The 20,468-nt window shown below is 71.4% G+C and carries 19 protein-coding genes; 12 read left to right on the top strand and 7 right to left on the bottom strand.

Annotated elements, in window-relative coordinates:
- Nucleotides 1-4: 4 nt before the first annotated feature.
- From ACFYY1_RS23905 to ACFYY1_RS23895, 3 genes are read right to left on the bottom strand one after another with little or no spacing between them, the layout of a single operon-like run.
- On the bottom strand, nucleotides 5-409 hold the full coding sequence (locus tag ACFYY1_RS23905; protein ID WP_388588858.1) for a DUF742 domain-containing protein: 405 nt from the start codon (nucleotides 407-409) through the stop codon (nucleotides 5-7).
- Nucleotides 406-843 carry a roadblock/LC7 domain-containing protein gene (locus ACFYY1_RS23900; RefSeq protein WP_388588856.1) on the bottom strand — a complete coding sequence of 146 codons (438 nt, stop codon included), beginning with the start codon at nucleotides 841-843 and terminating at the stop codon, nucleotides 406-408. The genes ACFYY1_RS23905 and ACFYY1_RS23900 overlap by 4 nt, the downstream gene beginning before the upstream one ends.
- Entirely contained in the window at nucleotides 840-3,680 is a 2,841-nt protein-coding gene (locus ACFYY1_RS23895; protein WP_388588854.1) for a nitrate- and nitrite sensing domain-containing protein, read from the bottom strand. The genes ACFYY1_RS23900 and ACFYY1_RS23895 overlap by 4 nt, the downstream gene beginning before the upstream one ends.
- 56 nt (nucleotides 3,681-3,736) lie before the next feature.
- Here ACFYY1_RS23895 and ACFYY1_RS23890 point away from each other — a divergent pair, with 56 nt between their 5' ends.
- From ACFYY1_RS23890 to mnhG, 7 genes are all read left to right on the top strand, one after another.
- Nucleotides 3,737-3,964, top strand: a complete 228-nt coding sequence (locus ACFYY1_RS23890) for a CDGSH iron-sulfur domain-containing protein (protein WP_388588851.1) — start codon at nucleotides 3,737-3,739, stop codon at nucleotides 3,962-3,964.
- Between the two features lie 146 nt (nucleotides 3,965-4,110).
- Entirely contained in the window at nucleotides 4,111-7,035 is a 2,925-nt protein-coding gene (locus ACFYY1_RS23885) for a Na+/H+ antiporter subunit A (RefSeq protein ID WP_388588848.1), read from the top strand.
- Nucleotides 7,032-7,706: a Na(+)/H(+) antiporter subunit C gene (locus ACFYY1_RS23880; RefSeq protein WP_388588846.1), complete on the top strand. Its 675-nt coding sequence runs from the start codon at nucleotides 7,032-7,034 to the stop codon at nucleotides 7,704-7,706. Before ACFYY1_RS23885 ends, ACFYY1_RS23880 begins: the two co-directional genes overlap by 4 nt.
- Nucleotides 7,703-9,358, top strand: coding sequence for a Na+/H+ antiporter subunit D (locus tag ACFYY1_RS23875; RefSeq protein WP_388588844.1), 1,656 nt, complete (start codon nucleotides 7,703-7,705; stop codon nucleotides 9,356-9,358). Before ACFYY1_RS23880 ends, ACFYY1_RS23875 begins: the two co-directional genes overlap by 4 nt.
- On the top strand, nucleotides 9,355-9,981 hold the full coding sequence (locus tag ACFYY1_RS23870; protein ID WP_388588842.1) for a Na+/H+ antiporter subunit E: 627 nt from the start codon (nucleotides 9,355-9,357) through the stop codon (nucleotides 9,979-9,981). Before ACFYY1_RS23875 ends, ACFYY1_RS23870 begins: the two co-directional genes overlap by 4 nt.
- Nucleotides 9,978-10,334, top strand: coding sequence for a monovalent cation/H+ antiporter complex subunit F (locus ACFYY1_RS23865; protein WP_388588839.1), 357 nt, complete (start codon nucleotides 9,978-9,980; stop codon nucleotides 10,332-10,334). Before ACFYY1_RS23870 ends, ACFYY1_RS23865 begins: the two co-directional genes overlap by 4 nt.
- On the top strand, nucleotides 10,331-10,684 hold the full coding sequence (mnhG, locus tag ACFYY1_RS23860) for a monovalent cation/H(+) antiporter subunit G (protein ID WP_388588836.1): 354 nt from the start codon (nucleotides 10,331-10,333) through the stop codon (nucleotides 10,682-10,684). The genes ACFYY1_RS23865 and mnhG overlap by 4 nt, the downstream gene beginning before the upstream one ends.
- Before the next feature lie 54 nt (nucleotides 10,685-10,738).
- Here the strand turns inward: mnhG and ACFYY1_RS23855 are convergent, their stop codons facing one another.
- Together ACFYY1_RS23855 and ACFYY1_RS23850 are read right to left on the bottom strand one after the other, a co-directional pair.
- Complete coding sequence (locus tag ACFYY1_RS23855) at nucleotides 10,739-11,590, bottom strand: SDR family NAD(P)-dependent oxidoreductase (RefSeq protein WP_388588833.1); 852 nt, start codon at nucleotides 11,588-11,590, stop codon at nucleotides 10,739-10,741.
- 38 nt (nucleotides 11,591-11,628) lie between these two features.
- Nucleotides 11,629-12,561: an aldo/keto reductase gene (locus ACFYY1_RS23850; protein ID WP_388588830.1), complete on the bottom strand. Its 933-nt coding sequence runs from the start codon at nucleotides 12,559-12,561 to the stop codon at nucleotides 11,629-11,631.
- Between the two features lie 109 nt (nucleotides 12,562-12,670).
- Here ACFYY1_RS23850 and ACFYY1_RS23845 point away from each other — a divergent pair, with 109 nt between their 5' ends.
- The 4 genes from ACFYY1_RS23845 (at nucleotide 12,671) to ACFYY1_RS23830 (ending at nucleotide 16,752) form a co-directional block, all read left to right on the top strand.
- Complete coding sequence (locus ACFYY1_RS23845) at nucleotides 12,671-13,285, top strand: TetR/AcrR family transcriptional regulator (protein ID WP_388588827.1); 615 nt, start codon at nucleotides 12,671-12,673, stop codon at nucleotides 13,283-13,285.
- A 67-nt stretch (nucleotides 13,286-13,352) separates the two neighbouring features.
- Nucleotides 13,353-14,174: a hypothetical protein gene (locus ACFYY1_RS23840; RefSeq protein ID WP_388588825.1), complete on the top strand. Its 822-nt coding sequence runs from the start codon at nucleotides 13,353-13,355 to the stop codon at nucleotides 14,172-14,174.
- Nucleotides 14,175-14,686: 512 nt separating this feature from the next.
- Nucleotides 14,687-15,586, top strand: coding sequence for an MBL fold metallo-hydrolase (locus tag ACFYY1_RS23835; protein ID WP_388588823.1), 900 nt, complete (start codon nucleotides 14,687-14,689; stop codon nucleotides 15,584-15,586).
- Between the two features lie 236 nt (nucleotides 15,587-15,822).
- Nucleotides 15,823-16,752: an NAD(P)H-binding protein gene (locus ACFYY1_RS23830; RefSeq protein WP_388588821.1), complete on the top strand. Its 930-nt coding sequence runs from the start codon at nucleotides 15,823-15,825 to the stop codon at nucleotides 16,750-16,752.
- Between the two features lie 523 nt (nucleotides 16,753-17,275).
- Here the strand turns inward: ACFYY1_RS23830 and ACFYY1_RS23825 are convergent.
- Complete coding sequence (locus ACFYY1_RS23825) at nucleotides 17,276-18,046, bottom strand: AraC family transcriptional regulator (RefSeq protein WP_388588820.1); 771 nt, start codon at nucleotides 18,044-18,046, stop codon at nucleotides 17,276-17,278.
- Between the two features lie 101 nt (nucleotides 18,047-18,147).
- On the opposite strand from ACFYY1_RS23825, the gene ACFYY1_RS23820 reads away from it, so the two are divergent.
- Nucleotides 18,148-18,960, top strand: a complete 813-nt coding sequence (locus tag ACFYY1_RS23820; RefSeq protein WP_388588819.1) for a sulfite exporter TauE/SafE family protein — start codon at nucleotides 18,148-18,150, stop codon at nucleotides 18,958-18,960.
- Nucleotides 18,961-19,572: 612 nt separating this feature from the next.
- Here ACFYY1_RS23820 and ACFYY1_RS23815 read toward each other — a convergent pair.
- A complete protein-coding gene (locus ACFYY1_RS23815) occupies nucleotides 19,573-20,436 on the bottom strand; it encodes an NAD(P)-dependent oxidoreductase (protein ID WP_388588816.1) in 864 nt (287 codons plus the stop codon).
- Between the last annotated feature and the right edge of the window lie 32 nt (nucleotides 20,437-20,468).

The following is a 20,468-nucleotide window of genomic DNA, read 5'->3' as shown; positions in this document are numbered from 1 at the left end:
TGGTTCAGAGTCTCCGGAGTCCGTCACGTACGGCGGCCAGCAGCCCCATGTCGCGCCCGCCCGCCACCCGCGCCACCGAGACCGGGGCGCGGGCGAGCAGCAGGCCCTGGGCCACGAGGTCGGCCAGCAGGATCTTGGTCACCGACACCGGGAGGCCGAGGCCGGAGGCGACTTCGGCGACCGCGGCCGGGCGACGGCAGCGCTCCAGGATCATCCGGTGTTCCGGCTGGAGCCTCCCGGGCCGCACGGGCGCACCGTGCTCGTCCCGGGGGTCCTGCGCGGTCGTGAGCACGGTGATCAGGCTGAAGTCGTCACGCTCGGGAGCGGTCCGGCCCCGGGTGATGGTGTACGGGCGCACCATCGTGCCCGCCCCGTCCTCCTCGGCCTCGTCCTCCCAGTGCGGGGTCACGCGCGCTGCCCGTCCCCGGTACCGAAGGCGTCGAACCCGCCGCGGGCCGGCGTGGTGAGTTTCTGGCCGACCTGCTGCACGAGGTTGTGCATGGCGAGCGACATGATCTCGGCGTCCACCTCCTGGGAGGCGATCACGGCGAGGTGGGTGCCCTGGGCGGCGGCGATGATGAACAGCCAGAGGTCGTTCAGCTCGACGATGACCTGGTGCACGCCGCCGCCGTTGAAGAGCTGGCCGACGCCGCGGGCCAGGCTCTGCTGGCCGGTGCAGATGGCGGCCAGCCGCTCGGCGTCGGCGCGGTCGATGGTGCGCGAGTGGCTGACCACGAGTCCGTCGTCGGACAGCAGGACGGCGTGCTGGGTCTCGGCCACCGAGTCCACCAGGCCGTCGAGCAGCCAGTCGAGGTCCTGGTGGGTGGCGGTTGTGCGTGTCATGGCCGTTCTTCTCTCGTGGGGAGCGGTATCGCTGGCGGTGCAGGCTGCTTCGGTGCCTCGTCGGTCGCGCGGGCGGCACGGGACCGGCGCTGGAACGCCCCGATCGCGGCTCCGGCCCGGCGGGGCGCCGGTCGCGGCTGCGGGTTCTCGGGTTGGTCCGGCGGCTGCGGTGCGGCGGGCCGGGAGGCCGCCGGGTCGAGCCGCAGCTCGTCGGCCAGGCTGGCCTGCCGTACCCGGCGTGGCAACGGGGGCTCCGCACCGGGCGCGGGGAGGGCGGGCCGGTCGGATCCGGGCCCCGCGTCCCGGGCGTGGAGGGCCGCGACGTCCGGCGGGGCCGGGTGGTCGGGCTCCGACACCGGGAGCCGGGGCGCGGGAACCGGGAGGGACGCCGGGTGGTCCGTCCCGGGGGCGGAGGCGTACGGAGCCGGGTACGGCTGCTGCGGAGCCGCGAACGGCTCCTGGTCACCGGGGAACCGGCTCTCGGGCACCGGGTACGGCGGCTGGTCCACGGGGTACTGTCCGGCGGCCGTCATGTACGGCCGTTCCGCCTGGCCGTACGGGTCCTCCTGGGCCTGGGCGGTGTACGGCGCGGCCGGCGGGGCGTACGGCTGCTCCTGCTGCGGCTCCTGCTCCGGCCGGTACGGGTCCGGTTCCGGGGCCGGGTAGGGCTGTTCGGTGGCCGGGTAGGGCTGCTCGGTGGTGGCGTACGGGGCACCCGACGCGTGCAGCGCGGTGACTCCGGCGAGTGCCTGCCCCTGTACGCGGGTGGGCAGCGCGCCGTCGGGCGCGGCGGCAACAGGCGCCGCGGGGGCGGCGGGAGCCGGGGCCGGCACGCCGACCGGGCCGGTACGCGGCTCGGGGACGGTGAGCTCGTCGGGGACGAGCAGGACCACGCGGGTACCGCCGTACGCGGAGGAGCGGAACTCCACCCGCAGGCCGTGCTGGTCCGCGAGCCGTGCGATCACGTACAGGCCGAGACGGATGTCGTCGGAGTGGGCGAGCACGTCCATCCGGGGCGGCCGGACCATCAGTTCGTTGGCCGCCGCCAGCTGGTCCTCCTCCATCCCCAGTCCGCGGTCCTCGACCTCGATGGCCAGACCACGGCTCACCTTCGCGGCCCTGACCTCGACCGGGCTCGGCGGCCGGGAGAAGCTGAGCGCGTTCTCGATGAGCTCGGCGAGCACGTGGGAGACCGGGCCGACGGCCCGCTCCGACAGCCAGGGGCTGCCGTCGAGGTCCAGCACCACGCGCCGGTAGTCCTGCACCTCGCCCTGGGCGGAACGCATCACGTCCAGCAGCGGAACCGGCTTGCGCCAGCGCCGGTGCGGGGAACCGCCCGCGAGGATCACCAGGTTCTCCTCGTACCGCCGCAGTCGGGCGGTGAGGTGGTCCAGGTCGAAGAGGCCGTCGAGCACCTCGGGATCCTCGTGCTTGCGCTCCAGCTCGTCCAGCTTCTTCAGCTGCTGGCCGATCAACTGCTGGGTACGGCGGGCGATGCGCTGGAGCAGCCGCTCGAAGCCGCGGTGCTGGTCGGCCTGTTTGACGGCCGCGGCCAGCGCGCTGGTGCGCGCCAGGTTGAGCGCGTCGCCGAGCCGGGTCAGCTCGTCGCCGCGGCTGTCCTCGCCGTCGGGCTCGATGGCCCGCGCCTCGGCCTCGACATCGATCCGTTCGCCCTGGGCGAGCCGCTCGACGACGTCCGGCAGGGCCTTCTCCAGCTCCTCGGCCCGCTCCTGGAGGCTGCCGATCCGGCGGCGGAGGTTGCGGGTGAGGCGCCAGGTGGTCCAGATGACCGCGATCACGGCCAGCAGGCCGACGACCGTGGTCAGCACCATCTTGAACAGCAGCGACATGACGCTGCCCTTGCCCTCCTCGACCACACTGGCGGTGCGGTGCTCAAGGAGCTTCTCGATCTGCGGGGTGAGTTCGTCCATCGCCCCGCGCCAGGTCTTCTCCTGGGCGTCGAGGGCGACGAACCCCTTCGCGTCGGCATCGGCCGGGCGCAGCACCTCGTTCTCCACCCGCGTCTTGGTCTTCCAGGCCGGGCTGCGGGTGATCTCCTCCCACATGGCCTTCTCGTCCGGGGGCAGTTGGGGAACGACCTTGGTGGAGTACTGGAGTTCCTGGCCGGAGACGGCCTCCCGGACCAGCTTCAGGTCCTCGGTGCTCAGCTTGCCCCTGGACCAGCCGCGCGCCAGCAGGGCGTCCGAGCGGGAGATCATCTCCTTGGTCCAGAACAGGTCGACCAGCGGCTGCGAGAGCGTGGTGATCCGGCCGTTGTCGACGTGGCTGAGCGCGGCGAAGAGCTGGAGGTCGACCGCGATCAGATCCGTGTAGTAGCCGTACACGGCCTTCTGCTGGTCGCTGCCGCCGTCGTCGACGAGGGCGCGCTGGGCCGGGAGCTGGTTGATGGCCTCCCGGGCCCTGCCGACCGCGTCGCGGACCTCGGCGGGTGCGTCGTCGGTGGCCACGTCGGAGAGCGTCTGGAAACTCTTGACGGCGTCGTCGGTCAGCTTGCGCTGCCGCTGGAGTTCCTCGGTGGCGCCCTGGTGCCGGGCGAGCGCCTCGGCGCTGAGCCGGCGCTCCGCCTGGAGGTTGTAATACACGATGTTGGACGGCTGGCCGGCCTTCTGTGCCAACTGCCCCTGAGCAGCCTGGCGTTGGAAGTCAAGCAGGGTCTGACCACTGGTGACGGCCCAGAGGGCGGCCAGTGCGACGCCGGGAACGATGGCCAGGACGAGCAGGGCTGTCCGCAGCGACATGGTGGTCGATGCGGTCCGCCGTGAGGCGCGCGTGCGCAGGGCGTGCTCCTTGATGATGCCAGCCTCAGGACTGGTCAAATCCGTTGAGAACTTCGACACATCGATATTAGTCATAGTGAAAAAACGAAAAGGAAGTGGGCTCACATGGGCATCACCGATCACACACAGCTTCGCCATCATGCTGCGGAAGCGCCTGGTCCGTCCCGCTGCGCGACGACGGCGTCCTCCACCCGCGCGGGGACCTCGAAGTGGCCGCTCCCGAGGGGCCGCGCCAGGAGACCCGGGTGATGCTCTGCGGTTGCGGACGCACCGCGAACCGGCCGTACTGCGACCACAGCGGGGTCTGCGGCGAGCACGGGTGAACCCACCGCGCGGCGGGGGGCGCGGCGCGCCGTACGGGTGAGGCGCGGTCGGGGATATATCTGTATTCAGTGCTGTTCGCCCGTTACGTATCACCTGAACCCGGGACGCCCGTCCGCGCAGGGCGCGGAACCTCCCCCGGGGCCGTATGACCGCGCTCATCGTCTGCCACTTCGTCCTGGCCGCCTTCGCACGCCCGCTGGTACGGAGGCTGGGCAGGCGCGCCTTCGTCGTCCTCGCCCTGCCACCGGCCGCCGCCACCGTGTGGGCGGCCACGCAGTGGAACACCGCGGCGTCCGGCGGCGCGGTCACCTGGTCGTGGCGGTGGATGCCCGCCTACGACGTCACCGTCGCGCTGCGGTTCGACGCGCTCGCCGAACTGATGGTGCTGCTCGCGGCCGGGATCGGCACGCTCGTCCTGCTCTACTGCGCCTCGTACTTCACCGACGACTCCCCCCAACTGGCCGGATTCGCAGGGAATCTCCTGGCGTTCGCGGGCGCCATGCTCGCCCTCGTCCTCGCCGACGACCTGATCTCGCTCTATGTGTTCTGGGAGCTGACCACGGTCTTCTCCTTCCTGCTGATTGGATACGACAGCGAGCGGAAGCACAGCCGCCGCTCCGCGCTCCAGGCGCTCACCGTGACCACCCTCGGCGGTCTCGCGATGTTCGTCGGTTTCCTGATCATCGGTCAGTCGGCGGGCACGTACCGTATCTCCGCCATCCTCGCCGACCCGCCCCGGGCCACCCTCGCGGTCTCCGTCGCGGTGGTGCTGATCCTGTGCGGGGCCCTGTCGAAGTCGGCGATCTGGCCGTTCAGCCTCTGGCTGCCCAACGCCATGGCCGCGCCCACCCCCGTCAGCGCCTATCTGCACGCCGCCGCGATGGTGAAGGCCGGGGTCTACCTCGTCGCGCGGCTCGCGCCCGGCTTCGCGGACGTGCCCGTCTGGCGGCCCGTCGTGATCGTCCTCGGCGCCGCGACCATGCTGCTCGGCGGCTGGCGGGCGCTGCGCCTGAACGACCTCAAACTCGTCCTCGCCTACGGCACCGTCAGCCAGCTCGGCTTCCTCACCCTGCTCGCCGGGGCCGGCAACCGGGACACCGCGCTGGCCGCCGCCGTCATGATCCTGGCCCACGCACTGTTCAAGGCCCCGCTGTTCCTCGTCACGGGCATCGTCGACCACGCCGCGGGCACCCGTGATCTGCGCAGGCTCTCCGGGGTCGGCCGGACGCTGCCGCACGTCTGCGCGGTCGCGGTCCTCGCCGCCGCGTCCATGGCGGCCCTGCCCCCGCTGCTCGGCTTCGCCGCCAAGGAGGCGGCCTTCGAGGCGCTGCTGGAGGGATCGACCGCCGACCGCTGGGCGCTGGGCGTCACGGTCGCGGGCTCGGCGCTGACCGTCGCGTACACCCTGCGGTTCGTCTGGGGCGCCTTCTGCCGCAAGCCCGGGGCCGAGGACACCCCGGTGCACCGGGTCGGGTGGCCGTTCCTCGCATCGCCCGCCCTGCTCGCGCTGTGCGGGCTGGTGCTGGGGCCGGGCATCGGCTGGACCGACCGGCTGTTCAGCGCGTACGCGGACGCCTTCGAGCCGTCCGCGCATCCGTACCACCTCGCGCTCTGGCACGGCTTCGGGACCGCTCTGCTGCTCTCGGCCGTCGCCGCCGCGGGCGGTGTGCTGCTCTTCCTGGGGCGCTCCGGCGTGACCCGGATCTCCCGGCGGATCGCCTGGAGATCCGCCGACAGCGTCTTCGGACACCTGCTGCTCGGCCTGGAACGGCTCTCCCTCCAGCTCACCGGCTTCGTCCAGCGCGGCTCGCTCTCCGGCTACCTCGCCACCACCCTGCTCGTGATGCTGGCAGGCCAGCTCACCGTCCTCGTCATGGACCGGCCCTGGCACACCGCCGCCGCCCCGAGGATCTGGGACATCCCCCTCCAGGGCGCCGTCGCCGTACTGACCTGCGCGGCCGCACTCATGTGCCTCACCGTCCGCCGCCGGATGAAGGCCGTGGTCCTGGCCGGGCTCACCGGATACGGCGCGGCGCTGCTCTTCGTCGTCCAGGGCGGCCCGGACCTGGCGCTCACCCAGTTCTGCGTCGAGACCGTGTCGATGATCGTGTTCGTGCTGGTGCTGCGGCGGATGCCGGTGCACTTCCAGGAGTCCGTCAGCACCTGGCGGCGCGCGGTGCGCATCCCGGTGGCGCTGGCCGCGGCGGCGACGCTCGGCGTGGTGGTGTGGGTCGCGGCGGCCGCCCGCGAGGCCGATCCGGCGGGCGCGGCCATGGTCGAGGAGGTCTCCCACCACGGGCTCAAGGACGTCGTGGCCACCATTCTCGTCGACCTGCGGTCCTGGGACACGATGGGGGAGTCGGCGGTGCTCGCGGCGGCGGCGGTCGGCGTCACGAGCCTGATCTACCTGCACCGCCGGACCGAGGAGTCGTCACCGCGCGACGAGGTACGGGGACGTACCGCCTGGTCATTGACGGCACCCGGGATGACGGGCCTCCCGCACGGCGACGAAGGGGCACCGGAGCGCGACTGGCTCGCGGCCGGCTCGACGCTGGCGCCCGAGCACCGCTCCGTCGTCTTCGAGGTCGTGGCCCGGCTGCTGTTCCACCCGGTCCTGGTGCTCTCGCTGTACCTGCTGTTCTGCGCCGAGAACATGCCGGGCGGCGGTTTCGTCGCCGGGCTCGTCGCCGGACTCGCCCTGATCACCCGTTACCTGGCGGGCGGCCGGTTCGAACTGGCCGAGGCCGCCCCGCTGCAGCCCGGACTCTTCACCGGCCTCGGACTGTTCGTCTCCACCGGCGTCGCCCTGCTCGGCCTCGCCGACGGAACGGTCCTGCACGCCTGGACCCACTACGGCCGGCTGCCGCTGATCGGCGAATACCACATCGGTACGCCCATCCTCTTCGACTTCGGCGTCTACCTGCTGGTCCTGGGCGTCGTGCTGGACATCGTGCGCGCGCTCGGCGCCAAGATCGACCGCCAGATCGAGCGAGCGGCGGCCGAGCAGGCGGCCGCCGCAGCCGCCGCACCACCGCGACCGGCCCCCGGCACGGGAGGCACCCCAGGATGACCGTCAGCGCCTCCCTCCTGGCCACCGCCGCGGTGCTCTGCGCGGTGGGCGGCATCCTCATGCTCACCCGCCCGCTCACCCGCATCCTGCTCGGCGCGGTCATCGCCGGCAACGGCATCAACCTGCTCGTCCTCGCCGCGGGCGGACGCGCCGGCGCGGAACCGCTCCTCTACGGCGTCCCGCTGGGCCGGGTCACCGACCCGCTGCCCCAGGCCATCGCGCTCACCGCGATCGTCATCACCCTCGCCACCACCGCGTTCCTCCTCGCCATGGCCTACCGCAGCCATCAGTTGACCGGCACCGACGAGGTCCACGACGACCTGGAGGACCGCCGGATCGTGCTGCGCGCCGAGGTGCTGGGGGAGCGGGACGAACTGCGCGAGCGCTTCCGGGCCGCCGACGACGTCACGGACGAGGAACGCGCCCGGTACCGCGAGGAACGCCGCCGCCTGCGCGCCCGGCTGCGCGCCGACCGCGCCCTCCAGGCCCGCGGCCGGGACGCCACCGGGGACCTCTGGCACGACGTACTGGGCGCCGACCCCGAGGACTACGCGGCCCCGCAGAACCGCCCCGACGCCGAGGACCACGGGGCCCAGCAGGACCGCCCCGACCCCGAGGACCACGGGGCCCAGCAGAACCGCCCCGACGCCGACCCGGGAGCCACCGGATGAACGCACTCGTCCCCCTGCCGGTGCTGCTGCCGCTCTGCGCCACCGGCCTCAGCCTCGCCTTCGGCACCCGCCTCAAACAGCTCCAGCGCCTCATCAGCGTCGCCGTGCTCACCGCCGTACTGGGGCTCTCCGTCACCCTGATGACCGTCGCCGACATGCGCGGCCCGCTCACCGTCCACCTCGGCGACTTCGCCCCGCCGCTCGGCATCACCCTGGTCGCCGACCGGCTGTCCGGGCTGATGCTGACCGTCTCCTCGGCCGTCACCCTCTGCGTGCTGGTCTACTCCCTCGGGCAGGGCATGGCCGACCGGGAGGAGGAGACACCCGTAGCGGTCTTCCATCCCGCCTACCTGATCCTGGTCGCCGGGGTCTCCTGCACCTTCCTCGCCGGCGACCTCGTCAACCTCTACGTCGGCTTCGAGATCATGCTCGTCGCCAGCTTCGTCCTGCTCACCCTCGGCGGCACCGGCCCCCGCATCCGCGCGGGCTCCACCTACGTGATCATCTCCCTCTTCTCATCGATGCTCTTCCTCACCGCCATCGCCATGACGTACGCGGCGACCGGCACCGCGAACTTCGCCCAGCTCGCCGGCCGCCTCGCCGGACTCCCGCTCGGCGTCCAGACCCTGATCCAGGCGATGCTGCTCACCGTCTTCGCCATCAAGGCCGCTGTCTTCCCGCTCGCCGCCTGGCTCCCCGACTCCTACCCCACCGCACCCGCCCCGGTCACCGCCGTCTTCGCGGGACTGCTCACCAAGGTCGGCGTCTACTGCATGCTGCGCACCGAGACCCTGCTCTTCCCCGGCAACCGGCTCGGCGACCTGCTGATGGCCGCCGCGCTCGCCTCGATGGTCGTCGGGATCCTCGGAGCCGTCGCCCAGACCGACCTGAAACGGCTGCTCTCCTTCACCCTCATCAGCCACATCGGCTTCATGGTCTTCGGGATCGGCCTCGCCACCCGGGACGCGTACGGCGGCGCGATCGTCTACGTCGCCCACCACATCACCGTGCAGACCACGCTGTTCCTGGTGGCCGGGCTGATCGAACGCCGGGGCGGCACCACCGAACTCACCCGGATCGGCGGCCTCGCCAAGGCCGCCCCGGTGCTCGCCGCCCTCTTCTTCGTACCCGCCATGAACCTGGCCGGCATCCCGCCGCTCTCCGGCTTCATCGGCAAACTCGGGCTGATGCGGGCCGGTGTCGCCGACGGCGGCGTCTGGGCGTGGATCCTGGTCACCGGGTCGGCGGTGACCAGCCTCCTGACCCTGTACGTGATGGCCAAGGTCTGGAACCTGGCGTTCTGGCGGGCCGCACCCCCCGGACAGGCCGCCACCGGCACCGTCCTGGAGTCCGACTCCGACGAGGACGACGACGATGCGGACGAGGGCCCCGACCGGATCCCCGGCACCGGCGACGAACCGGTCCGCCCCCGCCACCAGCCCGCCGGACGGGCCGTCGCGGCCACCCTGCACGGGCACGCCGTCACCACCACGACCAAACTGCCCCTGCCGATGACCTGGGCCACCGCCGCGACCGTCGCGCTCGGCCTCGCCTTCACCGTGTTCGCCGGGCCCCTGACCTCCTACACCGACCGCGCGGCCGCCGAACTCCTCGCGCGGACCCCCTACGTACAGGCGGTGCTCGGCCGGTGAAACGCCTGCTCAGGCTGTCCTTCCGGAACAAGGACCTGCCGCCCTTCAGCTGCGAGTTCGTCGGGCGCCGACGACGCGTGCTCGACCTTCCGCTCATCGCCTGGCTCACCCTGATCTGGGTGCTGCTCTGGTCCAGCCCGAACTGGGTCAACCTGCTCACCGGCGTGGTCGTCGCCGTCGCCGTCTGCCTGGCCTTCCCGCTGCCCCGGGTCGACCTGGGCCTGCGCCTGCACCCCTGGGGCATCCTGATGCTCGCCGGGTACCTGCTCTACGACATGTACACCTCGGGCGTGCGCGTCACCCGGCAGATCTTCGTCGACCACCCGCACCGGGCCGCCGTCATCGCGGTACCGCTGCGCTGCCGCTCCGACCTCATGCTCGCGGCCACCGCCGTCGCCGTGTCCAACGTGCCCGGCGGATCGGTCGTCGAGGTACGCCGCGCCACGGCCACCGTCTTCCTGCACGTCCTCGACGCGGACCGGCCTGCCGTGCTCGACGCGGCGCGCCGCTCCGTCTGGCGCCTGGAACGGCTGACCGTACGGGCCTTCGGCACCGCGGACGAGATCGCCCGCGTCGCCGCACCGCCACCACCGACCGCAACCGACCGGGAGAGCGACGCATGAGCGCACCGGAGACCGTCGACCGGGCACTGCTCACCGCGGCCGTCGTGCTGATCGTCATCGCCGGAGCGGGGCTCCTCGCCCGCATCCGGCGGGGCCCCTCCATGCTGGACCGGGCCATCTCGCTCGATGTGTGCGCGGCCCTCATCATCGCGGGCCTCGGCGCCAAGTCCGCCTTCGCGCGCGACTCGTTCTACTTCCCGATCATGCTGGTGCTGGCGTTCCTCGGGTTCACGGGGTCGGTCGGCATCGCCCGCTTCATCGCCGTACGCGACAGACCGCCGCGACACGGCACGGACCGGACCGGGGGCGGCACCGGGAGCGGCACCGGAGGCCGCGAGGGGGAACCGCGGTGAACGTCTGGCTCCAGGTCCTCGACATGGCGGGCGCGGTCCTGGTCCTCATCGGCGCGGCCATCTGCCTGCTCGGTGTGATCGGGATGCTGCGCCTGCCGGACGTGCTCTCCCGCAGCCATGCCGCGACCAAGCCGCAGACCCTCGGCATGCTCCTGGTCCTCGCCGGGGTCGCCCTGCGACTGCGCAGCGGCATGGACCTGGCGACCCTCGGCCTGATCGGCTTCTTCCAGCTGATGACCGGCCCCGTAGCAGCCCACCTCGTGGCGCGATCCGCCTACCGGACCGGCCAGATCGACCACGGCGAGCTGCTCTTCGACGAACTGGACGAGCAGCTGACCGAGGAGAAGTGAGAAGCGAGAAGCGACGGGGCGGGGCCCGCCACTTCATCACTCGGGCGTATCGCGTCAGACGTTCGGGTTCAGCACCGGGTTGTGCCGCCCCAGGATCATGTCCGTGCGCGCCGGCAGCGCCGCGTCCACCATCTCCGGCTGCGGGAACACCCAGTAACGCCCCTCGGCGATCTGCTCGAAGCACCGTCGCGCGTGCTCCAGCGGTGTGATCCCGGCGGAGTCGGCCCGCGCCTGGAGCTGCGCGTTGAACGCGGCGACCTCCGGCTGAGCCTCCTGGCCGGGAGCGTCGACCTTGAAGATCTCGCTCTGGACGGAGTCCGGGAAGACGACCGACACCTGGATGTCCGACTGCTTCATCTGCAATTCGTAGGCGAGCGACTCGGTCAGCGCCAGCGTGCCGAACTTCGTCACGCTGTACGGCGCCATCAGCGGGCTCGGCAGGAACCCGCCGACGGACGACACGTTCACCACCCACGCCTTTCCGCCCTGGGCGAGCAGCCGCGGCACGAAGGCCCGGATGCCGTTGACGTACCCGCCGATGTTGATCCGCAGCATGGCGTCCCAGCGCTCGGCGGGGATCTCCCAGGAGTAGCCCATCGCCATGATCCCCGCGTTGTTGAGCAGCAGATCGACCGTGCCGAAGCGCTCGTACGCCCGCTCGGCGAGCGCCTCCACGGACGCCGGGTCGGAGACGTCGGTGACGACGCCCTCGACCTCGGCGCCCTGGTCGGCGAGCGCCCGCACCACGGCGGCCAGCCGGTCCTCGGCGATGTCGGCGAGGACCAGCCTCATTCCGAGGGAGGCGGCGTGCTCGGCGAAACCGGCACCGATGCCCGCGGAGGCCCCGGTGATGACGGCGACCTTGCCCTGGAAGGTGTCCTGCGAGGTGTCCTGTGAGGTGGTCATGAAAGGTCCTGTTCCTCGGTCGTGGGTGTGCGGCGGTTTCAGCGCAGGATGTCCTGCACGGCCGCGAGCTCCTCGGTGTCCAGCTCCCAGCCGATCGCCGAGGCGTTGGCGGCGACCTGCTCGGGGGTGGTGGCGCCCGCGATGACGGAGGCGACGCCGTCCTGGGCGAGGAGCCAGCCGAAGGCGAGCTCGATGATGCTCCGCCCGCGGTCGGCCGCGAACCGGGTCAGCTGCTCGACCTTGCGGAAGTTCTCCTCGGTCGCCACCTGGGCGAAGTACGGGATGAGCGCGAAGCGCGACCCTTCGGGGTAGGGCTGCCCGGCGGCGTACTTGCCGGTGAGCAGGCCGGAGGCGAGCGGGAAGTAGGGCACGACACCCATGCCCGCCGCCCTGGCCGCCGGAACGACACCGGCCTCCACATCGCGCGAAAGCAGGTTCCACTCGGCCTGCACCCCGGTGAAGCGGGCGAGCCCGAGCTTCTCGGCGACCTGGCGGGAGCCGCTGATCTGCCCCGCGTCGACGTTCGAGGTGGCCACGTGCAGCACCTTGCCGGCCCGCACCAGCTCGTCGAGCGTCTCCACGACCTCCTCGACCGGCGCCTCGGGGTCCGGGTAGTGCTGGTAGAAGACATCGATCCGGTCGGTACCCAGACGGCGCAGGCTCGACTCGCACGCCTCGCGGATGCGCGTCGCGAGGGCGCCCGGCGTCCAGGGCTCGTCCTGCGGCCGCGGAAGGTACTTGGTGGCGATGACGGCCTCGTCGCGGCGGCCCGCGAGGGCGGCGCCGAGGAACTCCTCGGACTTGCCTTCGCCGTACATCTCAGCGGTGTCGAAGTGGGTGATACCCGCGTCCAGGGCGGTGGCCACCACCGCCCGGCTCGCCTCGGCGTCCAGCTTCATCCCGAAGTTGTTGCACCCCAGGCCCACCACCGACAGTTGCGGACCACCGTCGCCGTACTCACGCGTATCCATTGTTCAAGTCCTCCACTCGTCTTCTTGTGCTTCTCTCCGTCACCGGTCGGGGCGAGCGCCGCCCCGACCCGGATCGCCTCACTTTAGACGAGTGACTAAAATCGAGAACATGGACACCGACAAGCACGACGAGCCCGCGAACCGTCCCGGCCGCCGGCCGCGCCTGGGCCGGGAGCAGACGGTGGCCGCACTGGTCTCCTCCGCACGGGCCCTTTTCGCCGAACGAGGCCCCGACGCGGTGTCGCTCCGCGACGTCGCCCAGCACGCCGGGGTCAATCACGGCCTCATCCACCACTACATCGGCGGCCGCGAGGACCTCATCCGTGCCGTGCTGGACGTGTCGGAGCGCGAGACCCTGGAGGCGGTGCGCACGGCCTCCGACCCGCTCGAAGCCCTCGCCCGGCTCCGCAGCGAGGAACAGCGCAGCATGGACTACGTGCGTCTGGTTTCCTGGCTGGCGCTGAGCAACCGGGCCCCCTCCTCGTTCCAGGAACGCTCGTCGGCGCTGGACGCCGCGGTGTCCCTGGGAGCGCAGGACAACACACAGGTGCGTGAGGCCTTCGCCATCGCCATCGCGCAACTGCTGGGCTGGGAGCTGTTCGGCGCCTTCGCGCTCCGCGCCGCCGGCCTCGACGGCGACCCGGCCGACCACCGCGGCGCGGTCCACCGGATCATCGACGACTACATGCGCTCGGCCACCGAGCTCCCCGACGACCCCTCCTGACCGCTTCGAGCACGGCGCGAGGCGTGGCAACAGGCCCGGCACCCGGCCACGGCCTAGCCTCCGCATCATGCTGCGTATCGCCGACACCCGCACCGGCCACCTCGTGGAAGTACCCGCCGCCCCACGCCACCTGCTGCGCAGCCGCGTCCAACTGCCCGGCATCGGCACCGGGCCGGACACCGGCACCGGCCTGGGCCCCCTGCACCTGCGCGTCCCGCTGATCGGCGACGTACTGGCCCGCACCGCCGAGCTGAACGGCCTCCAGGTCATCACGGTCCTCACCACCCCGGAGCTGACGCCCGACCGGGCCCGTGCCCTGGACCGGGTCATGGCGGTACTCGGCATCCATCCCCCCGCGGTCGTCGGAGCCCACCGCCCGGACGCGGCACTGGGCGGCCCCGCCGACGTCCACGTGGTCCCCGAGGGCACCACCGACCCGGCCGACGCCGAGGGCGGCGCCCTGATCGAGGTGGGCCAGGTCACCACGGCCCCACCGACCCAGCACCTCTCCGCCCCGGGCACACCCGATCCGACGGACACCGCCGACCCGCTGGCCGTGCGCCTCCTGCTGCTCACCAGCCCCTACAGAACACCGATCACGGTCACCGGCGCCGCGCTGGCCGAGGCCAGGCAAACACTGCGCGACTGGCGCCGCTCGGTCGCCGACTGGGCGCAGGAGCCGTCCCGGCCGATCCCCGCCGACCTGCTGCGGCAGTCGTACGCGGCGCTCGCCGAGGATCTCGACGTCACCGCCGTCCTGACCCTGCTGGCCGACCTGGCGGACCGGTCCGATGTGCCGCCGGGCGCCAAGTTCGAAACCTTCGCCCACCTGGACCGGGTCCTCGGCCTGGACCTGGCCCGCGACGTCGGCCACCAGCACTCCTCGTGACGGGCGGCCCCCACGTGCTGTCGGCCGCGGTGGTGGTGACTACCAGCGGGATGCCCAATGTGGTCGCCGCGCGTGCCAGCGCCGCCACGTTGTGCTTCAGCTCGCCGCGAGCGGGATGTCCCGGACGCCGGACAGCAGGCCCACCTGGTGGTCCACCAGCACCACGGCGACGTTCTCACGGGTGATCGGCTCCAGAAACTTGCTGCGCTCGCTCATGTTCCGCTCCTTCAGAGGGTTGAGCCACAGCTTCGGCAGCCAGGTTTAGTGACTTCGAATCCATGCCTCGGCCCCGGAGCGTGAGCACCGGAGACGACATCGCCCGAGGTGAGGTGACGATGTCCGAGCCCATCGGGCGGGAGACTGAAATCGCCGGATCGCCGGACGTACAGCACAGTGGCGGACGAGCGCCGAGAGGGGACACGGGCTGACTGGGCGTCGGACCGCTGAGCCGGACCGCGCATGTAGTCATGCGACCGATAGCGGCTGCGTCATTCGTCACGCAGGCTGGGGGCATGGACACCATCGTGCTGGGAAACGCGGAGATCACCCGTGTGGTGGAGGTGGCCGCCAGAGGACGCGCCCGTGACTACGTCTTCCCCGACGTGCCCGTCGAGCACTGGCAGGCACACGAGAACTGGCTCGCCCCCGCCTTTTTCGACCCGGTCGCCGACGAGGTCCACATGGTGATCCAGACCTGGCTGATCCGCAGCGAGGGCCGGACCATTCTGATCGACACCGGCATCGGTAACGACCGGGAGCGCCCGGCCATGCCGTCCTTCCACCGGCTGAAGACCCACTACCTCGGTGAGCTGGCTGCGGCAGGCGTCCGCCCGCAGGACGTCGACACGGTGATCTGTACCCATGTCCACGGCGACCACGTCGGCTGGAACACCCGCCTGACGGACGACGGAGAGTGGCGCCCGACCTTCCCTCACGCCCAGTACGTCATCTCGCGCGCCGACTTCGACTACTGGAACCCGGCCAACGGACACCGGACCCGCTCCGGCCCTCGGATGGCCAACGTCTTCGAGGACAGCGTCGCCCCCGTGCACCGGGCCGGACAGACTGTGCTGTGGGAGGGCGACCACCATGACATCGACGCCCAGCTCCGTATCGAGCCGGCTCCCGGCCATACGCCCGGCTCCTCCGTCGTATGGCTGCGGTCGGGCACGGACCGGGCGGTGTTCGCCGGGGACCTCTTGCACAGCCCACTGCAGATCGCAGAGCCGGACGACTGCCCCAGCTTCGACGAGGACGAACCTCGCGCGCGGGTAAGCCGGCGCCGTGTGCTGGAGGAGGCCGCGGACCGGGGCGCCCTGCTGTTCCCCGCGCACTTTCCCGGGCCGGGCGCAGCACAAGTGCATCGTGTCGGCGACCGGTTCGCGGTGAAGAAGTGGGCGGCATGGGGGTGAGGGCGTGCCGCGTGAGCCGTCTGCGGTGGCGGATCGCTCCTCACTCAACGCTTTTCCAGCTGCTCGGTGCAGCTCCAACCGGACGGCATGTACCGTGCCGGTCGAGCCCGCCCGGTGTATGCCGATTCCGTCGCATGGGCCGACTGTCTGTCGTGCATGAGCCGGCTGTTGTTGCGGCGCCGACGGTTCGGCGGGCTCCAGTTGCGCCCTGGCAGTGCGCACCACAGGCTGCGCGTATGGACCACACCCCGGAAACCAGTGTGCTGCCCATTCTGGTGACAGGCGCGGCGGGCAGTGTCGGCGCCGTCGGGCGTTCCGTGGTCGAAGGCCTCCGGCGTCGGGGCCTGCCCGTCCGGGCCATGGTGCGCCGCGACGACGAGCGGGCGCAAAAGCTGCGCGCGACGGGCGCCGAGGTCGTCGTCGGAGACCTGACGCGGGCGGGCGACATCGCCGACGCCCTGGCCGGTTGTGGACGTATGTACTTCGGCATGGGCGTGTCGGCGCAGTATCTGGAGGCTGCTGTGACGGTGGCGGCCACCGCGCGTGCGTACGGGGCCCTGGACGTGTTCGTGAACATGTCGCAGCTGACCGTCTCCGAGATGGACCTCACCAGCACTTCCGAGTCCGTGCAGCAGCGGCAGCAGTGGCTGGTGGAGCAGGTCCTCGGCTGGTCGGGCCTGCCCGTTGTCCAGGTCAGGCCGACCGTGTTCATGGAGAACCCGCTGTTCCGTGTGGGCTTTTCCTCGATCGCGAAGTACGGAAGCATCAGGCTGCCTTTCGGCCGGGCGAAAACTTCCCCTGTGGCGGCCGGGGACGTCGCCGCGGTCGTGGAGGAGATCCTGGCCGATCCTGCGCCGCACGTCGGCCGGATTTATGAGCTGACCGGCCCGCGTTCCGAGGACGTCGCCGCCATGGCGGCGGAAGTTTCCGGGGCCCTGGGCCGACCGGTCGGCTACATCGACGTCCCCTTGCAGGAATGGGTCGACGACGATCTCAGACCGTTGGGGCTGCCCGATCATGTCTTCCAGCACATCTCCACCATGGCTCGCCTTCACGCGGAGAATCGTTACGACCGCAAGGCGGACGGGGTCGAGCAGGTCATCGGGAGGCCTCCTTCAGGGGTGGCCGATTTCGTCCGTGAGAACCCCGGCCCGTTCAGCCCCTGAAGCCACCTCCTCGTCGTACGTGTCGAGAGGTGGCCGCCACGTACAGCCTCGGCGAGCTGGCCGACGCCATGGAGCACGCGGTACGACCAGGCAAGGTCGGCCTCGTTCTCGTCCGCCCCTGATGGCCGCCGGAAGGCCTCGGGCACAGCACCGGCCGCACGGTGGAGGCGGCGTTCGAGTCGAACTACCTGTCAGATGCGTTGGCGACGACAACGCGCGATCAGCTGGGGTGGCCGGTCTTCGGATATGGCGTCCGGCCGACTCGACTCACCCGCGGTTCGCAGTGGTCAGTTCAACCCGTACGGTCTTGCCGCTGGGCGGGTAGGGGGTGTTTCCCAGTGATCGCGGAGCGCGGCGACGAGTGCGAGGCCGCGACCGCCGGTGCGGAGCGCGCCGGACGCGGCGTCCTCGCCGGGGCCGGGGGGCCTGTATTCGTAGACGTCTGCCACCAGTGGCCGATGGTGGTCTGAGTGGTACATCCGCGCGGTCCGGCCGGATGGCCCGAGGGCCCGGCGCCCCCGGATCAGCCCTCCCGGCCCCGGTACGCCGTCGGCGGCCGGCCCAGGAGCGCCTTGAACGCGGCCGTGTAGGCAGCCGGGTTCTCGTAGCCGAGCAGGCCCGCGATCCGCGTGACGGGCGTCCCTGCGGTGAGGTGCTGCAGGGAGTGCAGGACGCAGGCGCGCTGCCGCCACTGCGAGAAGGTCAGACCGGTGCCGCGCCGGAACATGCGGGCCAGGGTGCGTTCGCTGACGTTGAGGACCGCGCACCAGCGCGCGGGCGGGTCATGGACGTCCGGCTGCTGCAGGAACGCCTCGCACAGTCCGCGCAGCCGCGGATCGGACGGCAGCGGCACATCGAGGGGCAGCGGGGTGAGGTTCCTGAGCTCGTGGAGGATGAGGGCCGCGACCGCCGCGTCGCGGCTGTGCTCGGGGTAGCGCGGCTCCATCTCGACGGCTTCCAGGATCAGTTCCCGGAGCAGGGCGGAGACGTCGACGGCCTGGCAGCGGGACGGGAACCACGGCACGGCGGCGGGCTCGATGTAGAGGCTGCGGGTGGAGACGCCCGTCATCGCGACCTGATGCGTGGTCCCGGGCGGGATCAGTACGGCTCGGGCGGTGGGCACAGTCCAGCTGCCGTCCGCCGTCTCGACCCGCATGACGCCGGTGGCGGCGTACAGGACCTGGGCGCGGCGGTGCTCGTGCCGGGGGAGCAGGTGGTCAGGGGGATAGTCGGTGCCGATGGCCAGCACGGCACGATCGAGCCCGTCCACCTCCGCGACCGGAATGTTCCGCATGCCGCGAGGCTACGCGCGACCGAGTGCCGTGTCTGCTGCACGTAGGAAGGAGGCAATTCATCGATTGCCCGCCAAGCCCGGCGCTTCCTAATGTCGGGCCAGTGCTGACCTCCTTCCTCACCCTCCTGTCCCTCGGCTGCCTGACCGGCGTCACGACCGTGCTCTTCGGCTTCGGCGGTGGTTTCATCACGGTCCCCGTCGTCTACGGCGTCCTGACCATGTCGGCGCGGCCGGGAACCGACGCGGACGCCATGCACATCGCCGTGGCGACCTCGGCGGCCGTCATGGTCGTCAACGCCGCGGCGGCGGCCCTGGCCCAGTGGCGTCAGGGCCGGCTGCGCCGCGAGTACGTCTGGCCGCTGGCGGCCTTCATCGCGGCGGGCGCCCTCGCCGGATCCTTCACGACCACCTTGATCGGCGGCACGGCGCTGCGCCTGCTGTTCGCCGCCTACCTGTTGGTCACGATCGCCGACAGCCTGCTGAGGAAGGGCTTCCTCTCCGTGACGCCCCGAACCCGTCCGCAGCCCCTGGAGCGGGGAACCGTCACCTTCGGCGGCCTCGGCATCGGCCTCGTGGCGGCCGGCCTGGGAGTGGGCGGCAGCGTCATGACGGTCCCGCTCCTTCGGCGCAGGGGCCTGCCCATGGCCGAGGCGACCGCCATGGCCAACCCGCTCAGCGTCCCCGTCGCCGTGGCCGCGACCCTGGTCTACGCCCTCGCCCCCACCACCCCCGCCGGCCCGGGACAGCTCGGCTACGTCGACCTCACCGCGGGCGCCGCCCTGCTCATCGGCTCGCTCCCCACCATCGCGGCGGCCAGACGCCTCGTCGGCCACGTCCCGGACCGAGTCCACTCCGTCGCCTACGTCGCGCTGCTCGTGGTCGTACTGATCGTGATGCTGGCCCTGGGCCTCTGACACCCGGTACCCGCGATGGGAGTCCCCGTCGGAGTGCTCCCATCGGCGTCGATCAACACCCCCGCAGCCCTCGCGGGAATCCACAGCGGCCGACAATGTGTACGTTCGCCCATCGCAATCAGCACCGCCCCGATCAGCTCACGCTGTCCGGCGCGCCTGGTTGAGCAGCTTTCGAAGCCGCCCTCCTGGAAACGCCGGAGACCGGCTTGGCCGGAGTCAGCGAACGGGAGGGTCCAGTGTTCTCGGCTCAGGCGCTCCTTGAGGAGGGCTTCGACGGCGGCTGAGTGCATTCCTGCCGGGTCCCGGACGCCGACGACCCTACCTGGCTGGGCTCGTGGACGGTCTACGGGAGGGTGAACGTCTTGTGGTGCGCCATGGTGAGGCCGTCCGGCTGAGCCTTGACATGTTCCAGCAGGATTCGGCGAAGAGGTTCCATGTTGGGTTCGAGTTCGAGGGCTGGTCGAATACGGCGCGCCATTCGGTGCCTCCGAAGGCCAGGTCTCCTTACTTCCGGTGGCTTTCGTTGCGCTCGGCGAACCGAGTGAGGAAGGCTGGTTGGAAGGTGACCATCACCTCGGCGCCGCGCGGCAACGACAGTATGAGCAGCGGTGTTCACCGCGGCTGCTGCTCGGCGATCACGGCCCAGTCGTCCGTTGCGCGGCCGTCGGCGATCGCCTGGTCGAACACGCCTTTGAGCAGTTCACCGAACGGCAAGGAGACCGCTTGGTCGGCTGCTGCCTCCAGGGCGAGGTGGAGGTCCTTGCGTCCGAGTGCTGTGGTGAACCCGGCCGGCTGGTATCTCCGCTGCGCGATCATCGATCCATATCCGGAGTAGACGGGTCCGGGAAAGAGCGTCGCGGCCAGCAGTTCGACGAACTGGACCGGGTCGGCGCCGGCCGCGTCGGCGACGCTGACCGCCTCCCCGAGCGACTGGATCGCGCAGGCGATCAGGTAGTTGCCCAGGACTTTGGCGATGTTGGCCTGCTCGGGCAGCTCGCCCAGGCACCAAGTGCGGGATCCGATCGCGTCGAAGAACGGCTGGACCCGGCCGATGAGTTCGGGCTCTCCTGCGGCGAGGATGTTCAGCGCACCGGCCTCCGCGACGCTGACCCGGCCGAACACCGGGGCGGCGACATAGCCGATCCCGTGCGCGGCGTGCGCCTCTGCGGCCCGGCGGGCCAGGCCGGCACTCACCGTGGCCACGTTGACGTGGACCGCCCCGTGCCGGGCCTCGCCGAGGGCCCCGGAGTCGAGAAAGACCTCCGCAACGGATGCGTCGTCGGACAGGACCGAGAACACCACCGGGCACTGGAGGGCCTCCGCGACGGATGCGACGCGGAGAGCACCAGCCTCCGCGAGCTCTTCCGCAGGCCCTGCTGAACGGTTCCACACCACAACCTCATGGCCTGCCCGCACCAGATTGCGCGCGATCGCCCGCCCCATTCCGCCCAGACCGATGACTGCAACCTCGCCCATCGCGCAACCTCCACGCATGAACTGTCCAAGAC

The organism is Streptomyces sp. NPDC001890 (assembly GCF_042891445.1).
Taxonomy (GTDB): domain Bacteria; phylum Actinomycetota; class Actinomycetes; order Streptomycetales; family Streptomycetaceae; genus Streptomyces.
Note: the sequence above shows the minus strand (reverse complement) of the source record. Positions and strands in the feature narration are given on the sequence as shown.